Below are 17116 nucleotides of genomic sequence, written 5' to 3'. Positions count from 1 at the left end.
AGAGGGTTTCGTCTGGAAATCTAGGGTCGAGAGGCGGTGTTGCCAGCGGCTGCATGCTTGGCCGGTTATCGGAGGTAAGCCACGCTTTCCCAGCACCTGCGGCATTTTCGTCGCAACGGCTGATTCTGTTTCATGCCCACTTGTGCAGCGCACAGGCTTAATATATCTGAACACATTATAAGCGTGCTTATTAGTTCTGCGCTGGTCTTCATGAACAACGAATCTACCCTCGGCTTTCTCCTGCACGATGTCGCACGCCTGCTTCGCAAGCGTTTCGAACAGCGTGCGAAATGTCTTGGGCTGACGCGTTCGCAATGGCAGGCGCTGGCCCATCTGGCGAAGAACGAAGGCATCCATCAGGGCGGCCTCGCCGAGATCCTGGAAATCGAGCCGATCACGCTTGTACGCATTCTCGACAAGCTCGCGGAGCGCGGGCTTATCGAGCGCCGGCAGCATCCGACCGATCGCCGCATCTGGCTCCTCTACATGCGTGAGGAAGCTCATCCGCTCGTGGCGGAGATGCGCGAGATTGGAGAGATAACGCGCGGCGAAGCTTTGGACGGGATACCCCAGGAACAGCGAGACCTGCTCTTTGAAATCCTGTCCGGAATGAAGACGAACCTAGTACAGGCCTGCCGGACCCCCCTGGCTGCAAACGAGACCAATCATGGCTGACAAATCCTCCCTGCGCGTCGTCGCCGACGCGAATGCAAAGACCCCAGTTGACGAAAACGACGTTTCCCTCCGCGAGGAAACGGTGGCCGAGGCGCCTTCATCCAATTCAGCGCCCGCCACCGCAGTGGCTGCGCCCGGCGGCATCAAGGTCCGCCGCCGGCGCAGTCTCACGCGCCCGGTTCTCTTCGCGCTATTGCCGGTGGCGCTCGTCGTCGGCGGCTATTACTACGTCAACGGCGGCCAGGTCATGTCCACCGACAACGCCTATATCCAGGCCGACATGGTGGGGCTGACGACCGATGTGTCGGGGATCGTCGAGCAGATCAACGTGCATGAGAACGAGGCCGTCAAGAAGGGGCAGGTGCTCTTCAGCCTGCGCCAGGATTCCTTCAAGATCGCGCTCGATGCGGCCGAAGCCCAGCTTGGCGCGGTGCGAAACCAGATCCTGAACCTGAAGGCCAGCTACCAGCAGTCGCTCGCCGAAATCACGCAGGCCGAGGCCGACATTCCGTACTACCAGACGGAGTTCGACCGCCAGCAGAACCTGCTTAACAGCTCCGCCGCGACCCGCACCGCCTATGATCAGGCCAAGCACAATCTCGACGCCGGCCATCAGAAGGTGGCTGTCGCCAAGGCGAATGCGGCCGCGACGCTCGCCCAGCTCGGTGGCAGCGCCGACCAGCCGGTCGAACAGAACCCGCTCTATCTCGAAGCCAAGGCCAAGGTCGACGACGCGCAGCGCCAGCTCGACCACAGCGTCGTCAAGGCGCCGTTCGACGGCATCGCCACCAATGTGAACGCGTTGCAGCCGGGCTCCTACCTGGAAGCATCGACGCAGGCCTTCTCGCTGGTCTCCAACAACAATCTCTGGATCGCGGCGAGCCCGAAGGAAACCGAGCTTACTTACGTCAAGCCTGGCCAGCCGGTGACGATCTATGTCGATACCTATCCGGGTGTCGAGTGGAAGGGCAAGGTGGAGAGCATCAGCCCGGCGTCCGGCTCCAGCTTCTCGCTGCTGCCGGCACAGAACACGACCGGCAACTGGGTCAAGGTCGTGCAGCGCATTCCCATGCGCGTCAGCATCGAGGATGCCGCCGGCAAGCCGCCGCTCCGCGTCGGCATGAGCACGGTGGTCGACGTCGATACCGATCACGCACGTGGCCTTCCTGATTTCGTTTCGAAGCTGTTGGGCCGTTCCGGCGGTAAGGATCATGAGTAACGCTCCCTCCGCCGCGGTGACCCCGGTCGCCAATCGCGGCATGATCACGGCCTGCGTCATCCTGGCCGTCATCATGCAGGCGCTGGATACGACGATCGCCAACGTCGCGCTGCCCTATATCCAGGGCAGCGTCTCGGCGAGCGCCGACCAGATCAACTGGGTCCTCACCTCCTATATCGTGGCGGCCGCCATCATGACGCCGCCGTCGGGCTTCCTTGCCGCCAAGTTCGGCCGCAAACGGGTGCTGCTCACGGCCATCATCGGCTTCGTCGTCGCATCAGTGCTCTGCGGCCTTGCACAATCGCTCAACCAGATCGTGGCCTTCCGCCTGCTGCAGGGCTTCTTCGGGGCGTCGCTGGTGCCGCTGTCGCAGGGCATTCTGCTCGATATCTACACGCCGGAAGAACGTGGCTCGGCCATGGCGTTGTTCGGCGTGTCGGTCATGGTGGGGCCGGTGCTCGGTCCCGTCATCGGTGGCTGGCTCACCGACAATATCAGCTGGCGCTGGGTGTTCTACATCAACGTTCCGATCGGGGCGCTCGCCTTCGCCGGCATCATGATCTACGTCACCGAAACCAAGCTAGATGCGCTGGCCAAGCTCGACTGGTTCGGCTTCGGGATGATGAGCCTCGGCATCGCATCGCTGCAGCTCTTCCTCGATCGCGGCGAACAGCTCAACTGGTTCGGCTCCGGCGAGATCATCATCGAAGCGGTGATCTGCGCCTCGGCCTTCTATCTGCTTGTCGTGCATACGCTGACGTCGGAGAAATCCTTCGTCAATCCGAAGCTCTTCCTCGACCGCAACTTCTCGGTCAGCATGATCTTCATCTTCGTGATCGGCATCACCTATCTGGCCTCCCTGGCCCTGATGACGCCTTACCTGCAAACGCTGATGGGCTATCCCGTCATCACGGCCGGGATCGTCATGGGCCCGCGCGGCATGGGGACGATGCTGTGCATGTTCGTCGTCGGGCGGCTGATCGGCAAGGTGGACACGCGCCTGCTCCTGGTGCTCGGCCTCGGCTTGACGGCGTGGGCGATGTACGACATGACCGGCTGGACGCCCGATGTCTCGCAGTGGACGATCATATCGGTCGGCTTCATCCAGGGCGCAGGGCTCGGCTTCCTGTTCGTGCCGCTGACGACGATCGCGTTTTCGACGCTGCCGGCGGAGATGCGCGGCGACGGCACCGGTCTTTACAACTTGTCGCGTAATATCGGGTCCAGCGTCGGCATCTCGATCGTTTCCGCGCTGCTGGTCGAGAACGGACAGATCAACCACGAAAACATCGCGGGCTACGTGACGCCGTTCAACAGGGCGTTCGAGAGTGCGGCGGCGCAGGGGCTGAGCCCGTTTACCGCCACCGGGCGCGCGGCGCTGAACGAACTGATCACGCTGCAGTCGACGATCATCGCCTATATCGATGACTTCAAGCTGCTGATGATCATGTCGCTGGCGGTCATTCCGCTGGTGCTGCTGCTGCGCCGGCCAAAGGTCGCGCCGGTCATGGACCACAGCGCCGTGATGGAATGATCAGCGGAACGGCTTGCTGAGATAACGAGAACCGGAGATGCCGAAGCGCCATGGTGCTTCGGCATTTTTCGTGATGCCGATCCGCTTTCCGGTGAGGATTTCGACAGGCGCGGTGCGGGTCAGTGAAAAAGGTGCGCGGTCGAGCAGCCGATCGTTGAGGTCCATATCGACACCGAGCGCCTGGCAGAGCTTTCCGGGGCCGCTGCAGAGCTGAGGCAGGGCATCGGTGCCACGCCTGGATATCATCTCGGCAATACCAGTATCCGGTTCGATCGCGCGGATCAGCACAGCCGATCCCGGCGTGCAGACGAAGTTCAGGCACCAGTGCATGCCGTAGATGCGGTAGATATAGACATTGCCGGGCTTGCCGAACATCGCGCCGTTGCGCCGGGTCGGGCCGCGAAAGCTGTGCGAGGCTTCGTCGTCGGGGAAATAGGCCTCCGTCTCGGCGATGCGGCCACCGGTCTCGCCGACGAGGAGATGGCAGCTCAGGAGATCACGGGCAACGGTGACGGCATCGCGAGCGAAGAAATCGGCAAGGTGCCCGCCGGATAGGGGAGCGGTGCCGATCGCACCGGTTGGGGAATTCATCTAACCCTGCGTTCCGGCTGCCGCATCGGCACTAGTGACCGGTCTTGGGGTGGGCGGTCGCGGAGCTGGTGACCGAGACGGGGTCGCTGGCCGGAAAAGTGTCTTCCAGGCCTTCGTCGAGTTCTTCTTCGAGCGAGGCGGCGTCCCTGTTGCTGCGGTCGTCGGTGTGGGTGCTCTTGGCGGCCTTTTCAAGCAGGGCTTTGGCGCGGCTGACCGCGTTGTCCGCTGTCAGACCAGGAGAAGCGACCGTATAAAGCGTGACCTCGATCCGGTCTCCCGCCTGATCGCTGAATGCGACGAGGAAGCCGCCGTCCTTCTGGTGCACCGTGATGTCCGAGATGGTCATGAGAATATCTCCTCGTGCTGTCGATCGTGCCAGTGAAGCGCCTTTCACCCGGATTGTCGAGCAAAGACAGTGACCAGCCAATCGATGAAAACGCGCACGCGCGGCGATAGTTGCCTGTTGCGGGGGTAGAGCAGCGAGACGGGCGTCTTCGTCAGTGGGAAATCCTTGAGAATATGGACGAGTTCGCCTGATCGAACGAAGCGTTCGGCGTGATAGCGCGGGACCTGGATGATGCCGAACCCCAGCCTCGCCGCGGAATGGAAACTTTCGGCAGCGTTGACCGAGAGGGTCGCGGGCAGCACTACATTGCGGATCGCGCCGTCCACCAGGAATTCGAGCGGCACGAGCGAGCCGGTGGCGCTGGAGTGAAAGCCGACCATCCGGTGGCCGTCCAAGCGGTCGGGATGCTCGGGTGTTCCGTATTTTTCCAGATAGGCGGGTGAGGCGAGCGTGATCTCCTCCAGCATCGCCACCCGACGCGCAACCATGTCGCTGTCCTGCGGGGTGCCGACACGCAGCACGCAGTCGATCCCCTCGCGCACGAGATCCACCAGCCGGTCGCCCTCGCTCATGTAGAGTTCTATATCGGGGTAGGTCTCGAGAAACGACGGAAGGTTCGGGAGGACAAAATGGCGCGCCAGCGTGCCGTGAACATCGACACGGAGCAACCCTTTCGGCTTGGCGCCGGCAAATGCGGCCTCGGCATCCTCGATATCAGCGAGGATGCCGAGGCAGCGGCGGTAATAGGCCTCCCCATCGAGCGTCGGGCTGACGTGGCGGGTCGTTCGCTGCAGAAGGCGCACGCCGAGACGCGCCTCCAGTTGCTTGACGGCGTCCGTGACCGTGGAGCGGGGAAGGCCGGTATCCTCGGCCGCAGCGGTGAAGCTACGGCGCTCCACGATGCGGCAAAAGACCCGCATGGCATCAAATCGGTCCATGTCTTTTGTTCGACCTATCCGGATAGTGATGGCGAACAATAGGTGATTATGCGGCGATGGGAAAGTTGCATTCTATGGTCACCGGAACGCGCCGAGGCGCAAGAGCATAAGGAGAACGACAATGACGTTATCTGCAAGCAAGGTTGCGATCGTCACCGGCGCATCGCGAGGCATTGGTGCGGCGATCGCCGAGCGGTTGGCCCGCGACGGCTTCACCGTCGTCGTCAATTATTCCGGCAATGCCGCTCCCGCCGAGGAACTGGCCCGCAAAATCGAGCAGGCCGGCGGCAAGGCGCTGACGGCGAAGGCCGATGTGAGCGATGCCGAGGCGGTGCGCCGGATGTTCGATGCGGCGGAAGCTGCTTTCGGCGGCGTCGACGTGCTGGTCAACAATGCCGGCATCATGGCGTTGTCGCCGATATCGGAGGCGCAGGATGCGGATTTCGAGCGGCTGATGGATGTCAATCTGAAGGGCACGTTCAACACGCTTCGGGAAGCCGGCAAGCGCTTGCGCAATGGCGGCCGGATCGTCAATTTCTCGACCTCGGTGGTCGGCTTGAAGCTCGAGACCTACGGCATCTACGCCGCCACCAAGGCAGCCGTCGAGACGTTGACCGCAATCATGTCGAAGGAAATGCGTGGTCGCGAGATCACCGTCAATGCCGTGGCGCCGGGGCCGACCGCGACGGATCTGTTCCTCACCGGGAAGTCCGAGGAGCTGGTCTCGCGGCTTGCAAAGATGAACCCGCTGGAGCGGCTCGGAACGCCGGAGGATATCGCCGCCGCCGTCTCATTCCTTGTTGGACCCGATGGCTCGTGGATCAATGGTCAGGTTCTGCGCGCGAACGGCGGCATGGTCTGATTTCACACGAAGCTTAGACGACCGGGGATGGTGAACTGCTGCGGTCTGCTCTTACATTCGCGCAGCAAAAGTCCTATATTGGTGGGGTAGGGACTGAAGGAACTCCTCCAATTCCTGATGTCATACCTCAAATATCCGCCGGGCCATTTCCCTGGTGACGCGGCGGGTGCGGACAGAGCAAGAACCGAAATCATGCAGTTGCGGCCCGTCGAAGATCGATCTTCCGGGCCGCATTTGTTTCAGGCGGCGTTGAGCTTGGCGTCGGCCAGAAGCTTCACCAGCCAGTCGACGAAGACGCGCACCTTGTTGCTCAGATGCCGGTTCGGCGGATAGACGATGTACAGCGGCAACGGATCGCGGTTCCACTCGGGAAGCAGTTGTACGAGGTCGCCCTTTGCGAGCGCATCGGTAACCATGAAGCGCGGCAATTGGGCAATCCCGAGACCGTTCAGCGCCGCCGTGACGAAGGTTCGGCTATCGTTTACCGACACGATGTAGCGGGCGTTGATCTCGATCTTCTCGTTGTCCTTGTTAAATTCGAACGGAAGCGTCCGGTTGGTCTGGGCGCGAAAATAACTGACGGAATAGTGATCGTTTTCAAGCTCTTCCGGACGCGTGGGGATGCCGAACTTTTCAATATACAGAGGCGCGGCACAGGTGATCATCTCGACCTCCGAGACGCGGCGGGCGATCAGCGACTGGTCGGCGGGCGTGCCGCCGCGCAGCGCGCAGTCGACGTTTTCCGCGAGGTAATCGACAGTTCGGTCGCCGACGCCAAGATCGATGCGGATATCGGGGTATTTCTGGTAGAACTCGCAAAGCGCCGGTACGACGATCCAGTCGGCAAAGGCGCCGGCCATTTCGACGCGCAGGCGGCCGCTCGGTAGGCCCTGCGAATTGGACAGGCTGCCGTCCAATTCGTCGATCTCCGAGACAATCTGTGCCGCCCGTTCGTAATAGAGCGCGCCATCCGTCGTCACCATGACGCGGCGGGTGGTGCGGTTGAGCAGCTTGGTATGAAGATGCGCTTCCAGGCCCTGTATGAGATTGGTTACCGTCGCCTTTGGCATGGAAAGGGTATCGGCGGCCCTGGTAAAGTTGCCGGTCTCTACGACGCGGATGAATGCGCGCATTGCCGAGAATTGGTCCATCGGAAATCACCTTGGCAGTTTGCACTGCGGTATTGTTCGAAAATTGGAACAGTGTAATCGCGTTGAAGCTTCTTATTCCGCGATGTGAATAACAATATCTTTTTTCCAGAAATTGCAAGCGGCTTCGCTAGGCAATATGGTGCTTCGATGAAGCAAAAACTGGAAAAGACCATGGCGGTTCAGGTGAAGGACATGTTGCTGGAGAAGGTGGCCACTGGCCCCGTTTCCGCGCGCGTCTACCAAGGCGCCGAATACGGCAAAGGGTCGCCGATCGTGCTGTTCTTCCACGGCGGAGCGTTCCTGGAGCAAGGTCTCCAAGACAACGCGATCGCCGAGAGTATCGCCGATGCCGGCGCCATCGTGGTCGTTCCCGATTACAATTCGCCGCTGGGCAACGTGTTCCCCAAGCCTCTCGAAGTCGGCTACTCGCTGTTTTCCTACATGGCGAACAAGCGCGCCTCCGGGCTTGGCGACCGCAACTCGCTGCTGTTGGTGGCGGGCGTCGAAGCGGGCGGCAACATTGCCGGCGGCGTCGCGCTTAAGGCGCGCGACCATTATGCCGACGCGCTCGACGGCCAGATCCTGATTTCTCCGTTGCTCGATCCCTTCATGGGCACGTCCTCGATCCGCAAGGCCGACGGTATCGGCATGCGGCAGCGCTGGGCGGACGGCTGGAGCCATTATCTCAGCGGCGGCGGCTGCCATCCCTATGCGGCGCCGTGCCTTTGTTCCCGTATCGCGGGCGTTGCGCCCGCACTGGTTTTCACCGCCGAGGACGATCCTCTTCGCGATGAAACGCTTGGCTATGCCGACCGCCTGAAGCAGGCCGGCGTGGCCGTTCGCCAGCAGGTCCTCCCCGCCGGGGCTGGCTGGTCTTCGATTTACAGCGGGACGCCTGAGAATATTTCCGGATGGCGCGAGACCATGATCCGTGAGTTCGGAAGCTTCGTCGGGGACAAACGCCGACAACCCATTGCCTAGAGATTACTGACCATTTCCGGCCGAGGGCCGTAAGGAGAATAACAATGACGTCCAGAAAGAAGCGCTGGGCCCTCGCGGGCGCCGGTCTGAGCCTTGCTGCGTCCGTTTCAGCCGCAGCACTATTTTTCGAGCTGCCCATGAGTGTTACCGCAACGGCAGCCACCGCCGAAGCACCGCCTCCGGTTGTGCCTGTGACGGTTGCCGTCGTCGCAAGCAACGACGTGACCGAGTGGGAACAGTTTTCGGGCCGGCTCGAAGCCGTCGATCGCGTGCAGATCCGCTCGCGCGTCGCCGGTGCCGTCCAGTCGGTGCATTTCCGCGAAGGTGCGCTGGTGAAAGCAGGCGACCTGCTCTTCACCATCGATCCGGCTCCCTACCAGGCTGCCGTCTCGCAGGCCGAAGGCCAGGTGGCGTCGGCCCAGGCCAAGGTGAACCTGGCGCAGATCGAGCTCGAGCGCGGCCGCAGGCTGTCCGACAGCAAGACCATTTCGCAGAGCGATCTCGACCAGCGGCAGAACGCCTTTACCGAGGCGCAGGCCGGCCTTCGCACCGCGCAGGCCGCGCTTCAGTCCGCAAACCTCGAGCTCGGTTACACCGAAGTGCGCGCGCCGGTCGCCGGCCGCGCGGGCAAGATCGATATCACCGTCGGCAATCTGGTCGCTGCCGGCTCCGCCTCCTCGGAGCTGACCTCGCTCGTTTCCGTCGATCCGATCTACGCCAGCTTCAACGCCAGCGAGGAAATGGTGAGCAAGGCTCTGGCGCAGCTGCCGGCATCCGACGATGCCGTCCCCGCCGTCGAGCAGATCCCGGTCGAGGTGGGTACGCTCGCCGACGAGGGTACGCCGATCAAGGGCAAGCTGCAGCTGATCGACAACCAGGTGGATGCCGCCAGCGGCACCATCGGCGTCCGCGCCGTGTTCGACAATCCCGGCGGCAAGCTGATCCCCGGCCAGTTCGTGCGCGTGCGCATGGGCCAGCCGAAGGCCGAGACCAAGACCTTGGTCAGCGATCGTGCCGTCGGCACCGACCAGGACAAGAAGTTCGTCTTCGTCGTCGATGGCGAGAACAAGGTGAACTACCGCCAGGTCCGGCTCGGCACGCTTCACGATGGCCAGCGCGTCATCGAGAGCGGGCTGAAGGTCGGCGAGAAGGTCGTCGTCAACGGCCTGCAGCGTATCCGTCCCGGCGCGGTGGTTGCGCCCGAGATGGAACAGAAGGTCGCCACCAACTAGTACGCAAGACCCCTCCCCAACCCCTCCCCACAAGGGGGAGGGATCATCCCGCCGCGAATTTTCCCCTCTCTTGGGAAGATCGCGGGCAGGCCAGAGGGGCATTTAGACATCCAGTTTACCCCTACCGGCGGCATCCCAACCGCCGGAGAGGGTCGTTGCATCCAATTTCATCCCGGAGAGGGCTTTGAAATGAATATCTCCAGATTCTTTGTCGACCGCCCGGTGTTCGCCGGGGTTCTATCGGTCCTCATCGTGGTCGCTGGCCTTATCGGCCTTCGGTCGCTGCCGATTTCGGAATATCCGGAAGTGGTACCGCCTTCCATCGTCGTGCGCGCCACCTATCCTGGCGCCAACCCGTCGGTCATCGCCGAAACCGTGGCGACGCCGCTCGAAGAGCAGATCAACGGCGTCGAGGGCATGCTCTACATGTCCAGCCAGGCGACGTCGGACGGCGTCTTGAACGTCACCGTGACGTTCAAGCTCGGCACCGATCCCGACAAGGCGCAGCAGCTTGTGCAGAACCGCGTTTCGCAGGCCGAACCGCGGCTTCCGACGGAGGTGCGCGCGCTCGGCATCACCACGGTCAAGAGCTCGCCCGACTTCATCATGGTGGTCAATCTCGTCTCCGACGGCGACGATCATGACATCACCTATCTCCGGAATTACGCGACGCTGAACGTCAAGGATCGTCTCGCCCGCATCGCCGGCGTCGGCCAGGTGCAGGTATTCGGCGCCGGCGACTACTCGATGCGCGTTTGGATCGATCCGCAGAAGGCAGCCGAGCACAATCTCGCCGCCAGCGACATCAGCAATGCCGTCAGCTCACAGAACGTACAGGCCGCGGCCGGCATCATCGGCGCATCGCCCAGTCCTGCCGGCGTCGACCTGCAGCTGAACGTCAACGCGCAGGGACGCCTGAAGACGCCCGAGGAGTTCGGCAACATCATCGTCAAGACGGGCGCCAATGGCGAGATCACCCGCCTGCGCGACGTTGCCCGCATCGAACTCGGCGCCGCCGACTATACGCTGCGCTCGCTGCTCGACGGCAAGCCCGCCGTGGCCGTCGCCGTGCTCCAGGCTCCGGGCTCGAACGCGATCGAGATCGCCGACAACGTCCGCGCCACCATGGACACGCTGCAGCTGGCGATGCCCCAGGGCGTGAAGTACCAGATCGTCTACGACACGACGAAGTTCGTCCGTGCCTCGATCGAGAAGGTCATCGACACGCTGCTCGAAGCCGTCGCCCTCGTCGTTCTCGTCGTCATCCTGTTCCTGCAGACATGGCGCGCCTCGATCATTCCGCTGATCGCCGTTCCGGTTTCCATCATCGGTACCTTCGCGGTGATGTACGTCTTCGGCTTCTCGATCAACGCGCTCAGTCTGTTCGGACTGGTGCTGGCGATCGGTATCGTCGTGGACGACGCGATCGTTGTTGTCGAAAACGTCGAGCGAAACATCGAGGCGGGGCTCAGTCCGAGGGCGGCGACCTACAAGGCCATGCGGGAAGTGTCGGGTCCGATCGTCGCGATCGCGCTCGTGCTGGTCGCGGTCTTCGTGCCGCTGGCCTTCATCTCCGGCCTGTCGGGCCAGTTCTATCGCCAGTTCGCGCTGACGATCGCCATCTCGACCGTCATCTCGGCCTTCAACTCGCTGACGCTGTCTCCGGCTCTGGCCGCTCTTCTGCTCAAGGGTCACCATGCGCCTAAGGACTGGCTGACGCGGTTCATGGACGCGATCTTCGGCTGGTTCTTCCGCGGCTTCAACCGCGCCTTCGGCGCAGGCTCCAGCTACTACGGGCGAGGCGTCGGTGGCCTGCTGTCGCGCAAGAGCATCGTCATGGTGATCTACCTTGCGCTTGTCGGCGCGACCTACAGCATGTTCACCAGCGTTCCCGGCGGTTTCGTGCCGTCGCAGGACAAGCAGTATCTGATCGGCTTCGCACAGCTGCCGGATGCCGCAAGTCTGGACCGCACGGAAGACGTGATCAAGCGGATGACCGACATCGCGCTCGCGCAGCCGGGCGTCGAACATGCCATCGCCTTCCCGGGCCTGTCGATCAACGGCTTCACGAACTCCTCGAACGCCGGCATCGTCTTCGTGACGCTGAAGGACTTCGAGGAACGCAAGACGCCGGACCTGTCGGGTGGGGCGATCGCCATGGCGCTGAACCAGAAGTTCGGCGTCATCCAGGACGCCTTCATCGCCATGTTCCCGCCGCCGCCGGTCAACGGTCTCGGCACGACGGGTGGGTTCAAGCTGCAGATCGAGGATCGCGCAGGCCTGGGCAACCAAGCGCTCGACGAAGCCACCAAGGCGGTTCTCGGCAAGGCTTACCAGACGCCTGAACTGGCCGGGCTGTTCTCCAGCTTCCAGATCAACGTGCCGCAGCTCTATGCCGATCTCGACCGCGCCAAGGCCGAGCAGCTGGGGGTTTCCGTCACCGACGTCTTCCAGACGCTGCAGATCTATCTCGGTTCGCTCTATGTGAACGACTTCAACGCCTTCGGCCGCACCTACAGCGTCCGTGTGCAGGCGGATGCGAAGTTCCGGGCGCAGCCGGAGGATATCGGCCAGTTGAAGGTTCGCTCGGCTTCGGGCCAGATGATCCCGCTTTCGGCGCTGCTGAAGGTCGATCCGAGCACCGGTCCGGAGCGCGCGAACCGCTATAACGGCTTCCTCGCCGCCGATATCAACGGCGGTCCGGCACCAGGCTTCTCGTCCGGTCAGGCACAGGCGGCGATCGAGAAGATCCTCAACGAGACGCTGCCTCCGGGCATCGAGTTCGAGTGGACCGACCTGACCTACCAGCAGATCCTGGCCGGCAATTCGAGCGTCGTCGTCTTCCCGCTCGCACTGCTCCTGGTCTTCCTGGTGCTGGCCGCGCAGTATGAAAGCCTGACGCTGCCGCTGGCGATCATCATGATCGTGCCGATGGGTGTGCTCGCCGCCTTGACCGGCGTCTGGCTCACCGGTGGAGAGAACAACATCTTCACCCAGATCGGCCTCGTCGTCCTTGTCGGTCTCTCGGCGAAGAACGCGATCCTGATCGTAGAGTTCGCCCGTGAGCTGGAGTTCGAGGGGCGGACGCCGGTGCAGGCGGCGATCGAGGCGAGCCGGTTGCGTCTGCGCCCGATCCTGATGACGTCGATGGCGTTCATCATGGGCGTCGTGCCGCTGGTCGTCTCGACGGGGGCGGGTGCGGAAATGCGCGCCGCCATGGGTGTGGCGGTGTTCTCCGGCATGATCGGCGTCACCTTCTTCGGCATCTTCATGACGCCGGTCTTCTATGTGCTGGTGCGCAAGCTGACGGGCAACCGTCCGCTTATCCAGCACAAGGAGGGCGAGCACGCCGAGGAAGAGGCCGAGGTCATCCGGCTGGCGGCCGAGTAAGGCTTCCTCACTGCGAAACGCGAAAGGCGGGGCATGTCCCCGCCTTTTCTGTTTGCATGCCGTGGGCATGCGGTTATGTCTTGATAGGTGGATCGGATGAGGGGAGTCGTCCAGGTCGCTTGAGGAGGCATTCAATGCACATCGCAATCGTCGGCGCCGCCGGCATGATCGGGCGCAAGCTCACCGCGCGGTTGGTCGCCGATGGCACGCTCGCGGGCCAGGCGATCACCCGGCTGACGCTTGTCGACGTCGTCGAGCCGCCGCTCTGGCCGGGCTATCCGGGCAAGCTCGACGCCAGCGCACTCGACATATCCGAGCCAGGGCAGGCGCGTCGCATCGTGGCGACGAGGCCCGACGTCATCTTCCACCTGGCGGCGATCGTATCCGGCGAGGCCGAGCTTGATTTCGAGAAGGGCTACGGCATCAACCTGGAGGGGACGCGGGCGCTCTTCGAGGCGATCCGCCTTGCACATCTCGAAGACAGTTATCGGCCCTGCGTGGTATTCACGTCCTCGATTGCCGTCTTCGGCGCTCCGCTGCCGGATATCATTCCCGACGATTTCAACCTCACGCCGCTGACGAGCTACGGCACGCAGAAGGCTATGGGCGAGCTGCTGCTTGCCGATTACACCAGGCGCGGCTTCATCGACGGGATCGGCATTCGCCTGCCGACGATCTGCGTGCGACCCGGCAAGCCGAACAAGGCTGCGTCCGGCTTCTTCTCCGGCATCATCCGCGAGCCGCTGGCAGGGCAAAAGGCCGTGCTGCCGGTGCCCGACAGCATCCGCCACTGGCATGCGTCGCCGCGCTCGGCGGTCGGGTTTCTCCTGCATGCGGCGAGCATCGACCTGCAGCCGCTCGGCTCGCGCCGCAGCCTGACGATGCCCGGCGTTTCGGCGTCGGTCGGAGAGCAGATCGAAGCCCTGCGTTCGATTGCCGGGGAGGCCGCTGTTGGTTTGATCCGGCGTGAACCCGACGAGCTCGTGTTGCGGATCGTCGAGGGATGGCCGCGCGCATTTGCGGCCGAGCGGGCGATCAGCCTGGGCTTCAAGGCCGAGACGAGTTTCGAGGAGATCATTCGCGTACATATAGAAGACGAGATGGAAGGGCGGATCGAATGAGCGGTGAAGAACGGAACAGGGCGCATCGTCACATTGCGTTCCTCGGCACGGGGCTGATGGGCGCGCCTATGGCGCGGCGGCTGCTTCATGCGGGCTTCAGCGTCGCGGTCTGGAACCGCGATATCAGGAAGGCCGAGGCGCTGGCCGTGGATGGTGCTGTTGTCGCCGGTACAGCGGTCGCGGCCGTCGAAGGTGCCTCCGTTGTCTTCACCATGCTGTCGGACGGCAATGCGGTCGGGGATGTCCTGTTCTCGCAGGGCGTGGCCGAGGCGCTCGCATCGGGTGCCGTTGTGATCGACTGCAGTTCGATCACGCCCGAAGCGGCGCGTGATCACGCGGCACGGCTTGCCCAGCGAGGCGTCCGGCATATCGATGCGCCTGTCTCCGGTGGCGTGGTCGGCGCCAGCGCCGGGACGCTCGCGGTCATGGCAGGTGGCGATGCCACGCTTATCGATCAATTGGCGGATGTCTTTGCGCCGCTTGGGCGGGTGACGCATGTCGGGCCGAGCGGCTGCGGTCAGCTCGCGAAGCTCGGAAACCAGCAGATCGTGGCGATCACCATCGGAGCGGTGGCCGAGGCGATGATGCTGGTGGAAGCCGGCGGGGGCTCGCCAGCCGCGTTTCGAGCGGCGATCCGGGGCGGCTTCGCCGAGAGCCGCATTCTCGACATTCACGGGCAGCGCATGGTCGATCGCAACTTCGGCGGCGCCGGTCCTTCGCGGCTGCAGCTCAAGGATCTTAACAATATCGTCGCGGAGGCAGCGAGCCTGTCACTGCAATTGCCGTTGACCGAAGCGGTCCGCGCCGAATTCGCGGCGTTTGTCGAAAGGGAAGGCGGAGGCGAGACCGACCACAGTGGGTTGCTGTTGCATCTGGAAGCAAAGAACGGACGCGTGAAGCGCGCCGGACAGATTTGAGATGTACGAATGCGTACCGAACAATATTCAGGATTGCAGCGATGCAATCATTGAGGGATTTTTAGGGTGTTCTAATTAAGCTCTCACCTAAGGGTTGGTTCTGAGGTCTGGAAATGTTCGTGCATTCTACGCCGAGATCATATGCGGCTCCTGTGACGGTGAGGCTTGGATAACGTTGGCACCTGCTGATACCACCCGCTCGGAACGAGAATTCCAGGACCTCCTGCGGCGGCTGGAGCTCGCGCTCGACGCATCGCAGATCGGCGTGTGGGAACACAATCTCGACGAGGAGGTGATCACCTGGGATATCCAGATGCACCGACTTTACGGAACCGGTGAGGAAACGCGGGCTGTACCGACCGCCATATGGGAAGGCGCCATTCACCCTGACGATCGCGAGCGTGCCATTCGCGAGTTCGACGAGGCGGTCGCCCGGCGCGGTCAGTACAACTCCGAATTCCGCATCATCTGGCCGAACGGCGAGATCCGGCATATCCGCTCGCGCGCCCATTTCTACGTCAGCGAGGACGGCGCGCCGTCCTTCATCGGCGCGGAGTGGGATGTAACGGCGGATGTGCTGCTCAACGACGATGTAGTGAGGCAACGCGCGGTGGCGGAAGCCCGCGCACTCGCGCTCGAGGAAAGCAATGCGCGGATCGAGCATGCGGCGGAGCACGATTACCTGACCGGCCTTCCCAACCGCCGGCTGTTCGACAAGCGGCTGGCGCAGCTGGCCGAGGATCCCACGGTTTCGACGCTCGCCGTGCTGCATCTCGACCTCGACCAGTTCAAGCAGATCAACGACAGCCACGGCCATGCGGCGGGCGATGCGGTGTTGCGGGCGGCGGCGCTTCGCATCGGGGCGGCGATTCCCGAGAATGGCATGGCGGCGCGCATCGGCGGGGACGAGTTCGTCATCATCCTGGTCAATTTCGACAGCATCAACGATATGAAGCTCATCGCGCGCGACGTGCAGCGGCGCCTGCGCAAGAAGATCCGTTTCGGATCGGCTTTGCTGCAATCGGGCGCCTCGATCGGCATTTCGTGGTCGGCGGACCGGCACGACGCCAATCTGCTCGCCGAATCCGATATTGCGCTTTATCACGCCAAGGCTTCGGGCCGCGATCGCATCGAGTTCTTTTCGCAGCAGCTGAAGGACGAGCTCATGGGCAAGCGGCGGCTTGCCGAGGAATTGAAGCTCGCGCTGGAGCAGGGCGATATCGTGCCGTTCTACCAGGTGCAGGTCGATGCGCACACGCGTGAGATCGTCGGGGTCGAAGCGCTGGCGCGGTGGAAGCACCACGAACGTGGAATTCTCTCGCCCGCGATCTTTCTGAAGATCGCCGATGAATTCGGCATGGCGGCGGAGATCGATGCGGCCATTTTGCGCCACGTGCTCGACGACCGGCGCGGGTGGGAGGAACGCGGCGTACGGATGCCGCGGATCGCGGTGAACATCTCCGGACCGCGGCTTTACGATCCGTTGCTGATCGACGATCTCAGGAAGCTTTCCATTCCCGAGAACGCCATCGTCTTCGAGCTCGTCGAGACGATCTTCCTCGACGATTGCGACGACGAACTGCTGCAAAGCGTCGACCGGATCAAGCAGATGGGCATCGAGATCGAGATCGACGATTTCGGTTCCGGCCATGCCTCGCTGATCGGTCTCGTGCGCTTACGCCCGGCGCGCCTGAAGATCGACAGGCAGCTGGTGGACGAAGTCGATACATCGGCGGAGCAGCGCCACGTCGTCAAGTCGATCGTCGAGATCGCCAGGGCGCTCAATGTCGAGGTCATTGCCGAGGGTGTCGAGACGGAGAGCCACGCCGCGACACTGGCCAAGCTCGGCTGCAACGCCCTGCAGGGCTTCGCGCTCAGCCGGCCGATGCCGGCATCAGAAATCGATCATGTTTTCGCGCTTGGCGAACAGGCCAAGGTCACGCTCAACTAGGGCAATCCCTGTTCAGCCGTCGAGTTCGCGGTGCGCTTCCAGGTACCAATCGACGAAGGCCTTGACGCCGACCTCAAGCGTCGTATCGGGCTTGTAGCCGGTGAGCGCCATCAGAAGGTCGGGACTCGCAAAGGTGCGCGGGACGTCGCCTTTCTGCATCGGCAGCATCTTGCGCTTGGCCGGACGGCCGAGCGCCTTTTCCACCGTA

The 17116-nt window shown here is 62.9% G+C and carries 14 protein-coding genes and 1 pseudogene; 10 read left to right on the top strand and 5 right to left on the bottom strand.

Annotation, left to right across the window (positions count from 1 at the left end):
- The first annotated feature begins 210 nt into the window (after window positions 1–210).
- From QTL95_RS16245 to QTL95_RS16235, 3 genes are read left to right on the top strand one after another with little or no spacing between them, the layout of a single operon-like run.
- A complete protein-coding gene (locus tag QTL95_RS16245) occupies window positions 211–675 on the top strand; it encodes a MarR family winged helix-turn-helix transcriptional regulator (RefSeq protein WP_289720963.1) in 465 nt (154 codons plus the stop codon).
- Window positions 668–1894 carry an HlyD family secretion protein gene (locus QTL95_RS16240; RefSeq protein ID WP_289720962.1) on the top strand — a complete coding sequence of 409 codons (1227 nt, stop codon included), beginning with the start codon at window positions 668–670 and terminating at the stop codon, window positions 1892–1894. The genes QTL95_RS16245 and QTL95_RS16240 overlap by 8 nt, the downstream gene beginning before the upstream one ends.
- Window positions 1887–3428, top strand: coding sequence for a DHA2 family efflux MFS transporter permease subunit (locus tag QTL95_RS16235; protein ID WP_289720961.1), 1542 nt, complete (start codon window positions 1887–1889; stop codon window positions 3426–3428). Before QTL95_RS16240 ends, QTL95_RS16235 begins: the two co-directional genes overlap by 8 nt.
- Here the strand turns inward: QTL95_RS16235 and QTL95_RS16230 are convergent, their stop codons facing one another.
- The 3 genes from QTL95_RS16230 to QTL95_RS16220 are packed head-to-tail and all read right to left on the bottom strand — an operon-like array spanning window position 3429 to window position 5303.
- Window positions 3429–4019, bottom strand: a complete 591-nt coding sequence (locus tag QTL95_RS16230) for a DNA-3-methyladenine glycosylase (protein ID WP_289720960.1) — start codon at window positions 4017–4019, stop codon at window positions 3429–3431. It lies immediately after the preceding gene.
- Between the two features lie 31 nt (window positions 4020–4050).
- Window positions 4051–4365 (bottom strand): hypothetical protein, encoded by a 315-nt coding sequence (locus QTL95_RS16225; protein ID WP_289720959.1) that lies wholly within the window; start codon window positions 4363–4365, stop codon window positions 4051–4053.
- A 44-nt stretch (window positions 4366–4409) separates the two neighbouring features.
- Window positions 4410–5303, bottom strand: a complete 894-nt coding sequence (locus QTL95_RS16220; protein ID WP_289720958.1) for a LysR family transcriptional regulator — start codon at window positions 5301–5303, stop codon at window positions 4410–4412.
- Between the two features lie 121 nt (window positions 5304–5424).
- Between QTL95_RS16220 and QTL95_RS16215 the strand changes: the two genes are divergently transcribed.
- A complete protein-coding gene (locus QTL95_RS16215; protein ID WP_289720957.1) occupies window positions 5425–6165 on the top strand; it encodes an SDR family oxidoreductase in 741 nt (246 codons plus the stop codon).
- Between the two features lie 239 nt (window positions 6166–6404).
- Here QTL95_RS16215 and QTL95_RS16210 read toward each other — a convergent pair whose 3' ends face one another.
- A complete protein-coding gene (locus QTL95_RS16210) occupies window positions 6405–7316 on the bottom strand; it encodes a LysR family transcriptional regulator (protein WP_289720956.1) in 912 nt (303 codons plus the stop codon).
- A 171-nt stretch (window positions 7317–7487) separates the two neighbouring features.
- Between QTL95_RS16210 and QTL95_RS16205 the strand changes: the two genes are divergently transcribed.
- The 6 genes from QTL95_RS16205 to QTL95_RS16180 all read left to right on the top strand — a co-directional run bounded on the left by QTL95_RS16205 (window position 7488) and on the right by QTL95_RS16180 (window position 16908).
- Window positions 7488–8297 (top strand): alpha/beta hydrolase fold domain-containing protein, encoded by an 810-nt coding sequence (locus QTL95_RS16205; RefSeq protein WP_289721018.1) that lies wholly within the window; start codon window positions 7488–7490, stop codon window positions 8295–8297.
- Between the two features lie 44 nt (window positions 8298–8341).
- Window positions 8342–9529 (top strand): efflux RND transporter periplasmic adaptor subunit, encoded by a 1188-nt coding sequence (locus QTL95_RS16200; RefSeq protein WP_289720955.1) that lies wholly within the window; start codon window positions 8342–8344, stop codon window positions 9527–9529.
- Between the two features lie 189 nt (window positions 9530–9718).
- Window positions 9719–12919 (top strand): efflux RND transporter permease subunit, encoded by a 3201-nt coding sequence (locus QTL95_RS16195; protein WP_037186272.1) that lies wholly within the window; start codon window positions 9719–9721, stop codon window positions 12917–12919.
- A 134-nt stretch (window positions 12920–13053) separates the two neighbouring features.
- Window positions 13054–14040 (top strand): D-erythronate dehydrogenase, encoded by a 987-nt coding sequence (gene denD, locus QTL95_RS16190; protein WP_289720954.1) that lies wholly within the window; start codon window positions 13054–13056, stop codon window positions 14038–14040.
- Window positions 14037–14957, top strand: a complete 921-nt coding sequence (locus QTL95_RS16185; RefSeq protein ID WP_289720953.1) for an NAD(P)-dependent oxidoreductase — start codon at window positions 14037–14039, stop codon at window positions 14955–14957. The genes denD and QTL95_RS16185 overlap by 4 nt, the downstream gene beginning before the upstream one ends.
- A gap of 175 nt (window positions 14958–15132) precedes the next feature.
- Window positions 15133–16908, top strand: a complete 1776-nt coding sequence (locus QTL95_RS16180) for a putative bifunctional diguanylate cyclase/phosphodiesterase (protein WP_289720952.1) — start codon at window positions 15133–15135, stop codon at window positions 16906–16908.
- Window positions 16909–16920: 12 nt separating this feature from the next.
- Here QTL95_RS16180 and QTL95_RS16175 read toward each other — a convergent pair.
- Window positions 16921–17116: pseudogene (locus QTL95_RS16175) on the bottom strand (UDP-glucuronate 5-epimerase); the annotation flags it as partial.

It is taken from the genome of Rhizobium sp. S152 (assembly GCF_030380735.1).
Classification (GTDB): Bacteria; Pseudomonadota; Alphaproteobacteria; order Rhizobiales; family Rhizobiaceae; genus Rhizobium.
Note: the sequence above shows the minus strand (reverse complement) of the source record. Positions and strands in the feature narration are given on the sequence as shown.

What these genes read in the sequence shown, in the direction of transcription:
- QTL95_RS16245 (WP_289720963.1), top strand. Translation starts at nt 211, where the DNA reads ATGAACAACGAATCTACCCTCGGCTTTCTCCTGCACGATGTCGCACGC.
- QTL95_RS16240 (WP_289720962.1), top strand. Translation starts at nt 668, where the DNA reads ATGGCTGACAAATCCTCCCTGCGCGTCGTCGCCGACGCGAATGCAAAG.
- QTL95_RS16235 (WP_289720961.1), top strand. Translation starts at nt 1,887, where the DNA reads ATGAGTAACGCTCCCTCCGCCGCGGTGACCCCGGTCGCCAATCGCGGC.
- QTL95_RS16230 (WP_289720960.1), bottom strand. Translation starts at nt 4,019, where the DNA reads ATGAATTCCCCAACCGGTGCGATCGGCACCGCTCCCCTATCCGGCGGG.
- QTL95_RS16225 (WP_289720959.1), bottom strand. Translation starts at nt 4,365, where the DNA reads ATGACCATCTCGGACATCACGGTGCACCAGAAGGACGGCGGCTTCCTC.
- QTL95_RS16220 (WP_289720958.1), bottom strand. Translation starts at nt 5,303, where the DNA reads ATGGACCGATTTGATGCCATGCGGGTCTTTTGCCGCATCGTGGAGCGC.
- QTL95_RS16215 (WP_289720957.1), top strand. Translation starts at nt 5,425, where the DNA reads ATGACGTTATCTGCAAGCAAGGTTGCGATCGTCACCGGCGCATCGCGA.
- QTL95_RS16210 (WP_289720956.1), bottom strand. Translation starts at nt 7,316, where the DNA reads ATGGACCAATTCTCGGCAATGCGCGCATTCATCCGCGTCGTAGAGACC.
- QTL95_RS16205 (WP_289721018.1), top strand. Translation starts at nt 7,488, where the DNA reads ATGGCGGTTCAGGTGAAGGACATGTTGCTGGAGAAGGTGGCCACTGGC.
- QTL95_RS16200 (WP_289720955.1), top strand. Translation starts at nt 8,342, where the DNA reads ATGACGTCCAGAAAGAAGCGCTGGGCCCTCGCGGGCGCCGGTCTGAGC.
- QTL95_RS16195 (WP_037186272.1), top strand. Translation starts at nt 9,719, where the DNA reads ATGAATATCTCCAGATTCTTTGTCGACCGCCCGGTGTTCGCCGGGGTT.
- denD (WP_289720954.1), top strand. Translation starts at nt 13,054, where the DNA reads ATGCACATCGCAATCGTCGGCGCCGCCGGCATGATCGGGCGCAAGCTC.
- QTL95_RS16185 (WP_289720953.1), top strand. Translation starts at nt 14,037, where the DNA reads ATGAGCGGTGAAGAACGGAACAGGGCGCATCGTCACATTGCGTTCCTC.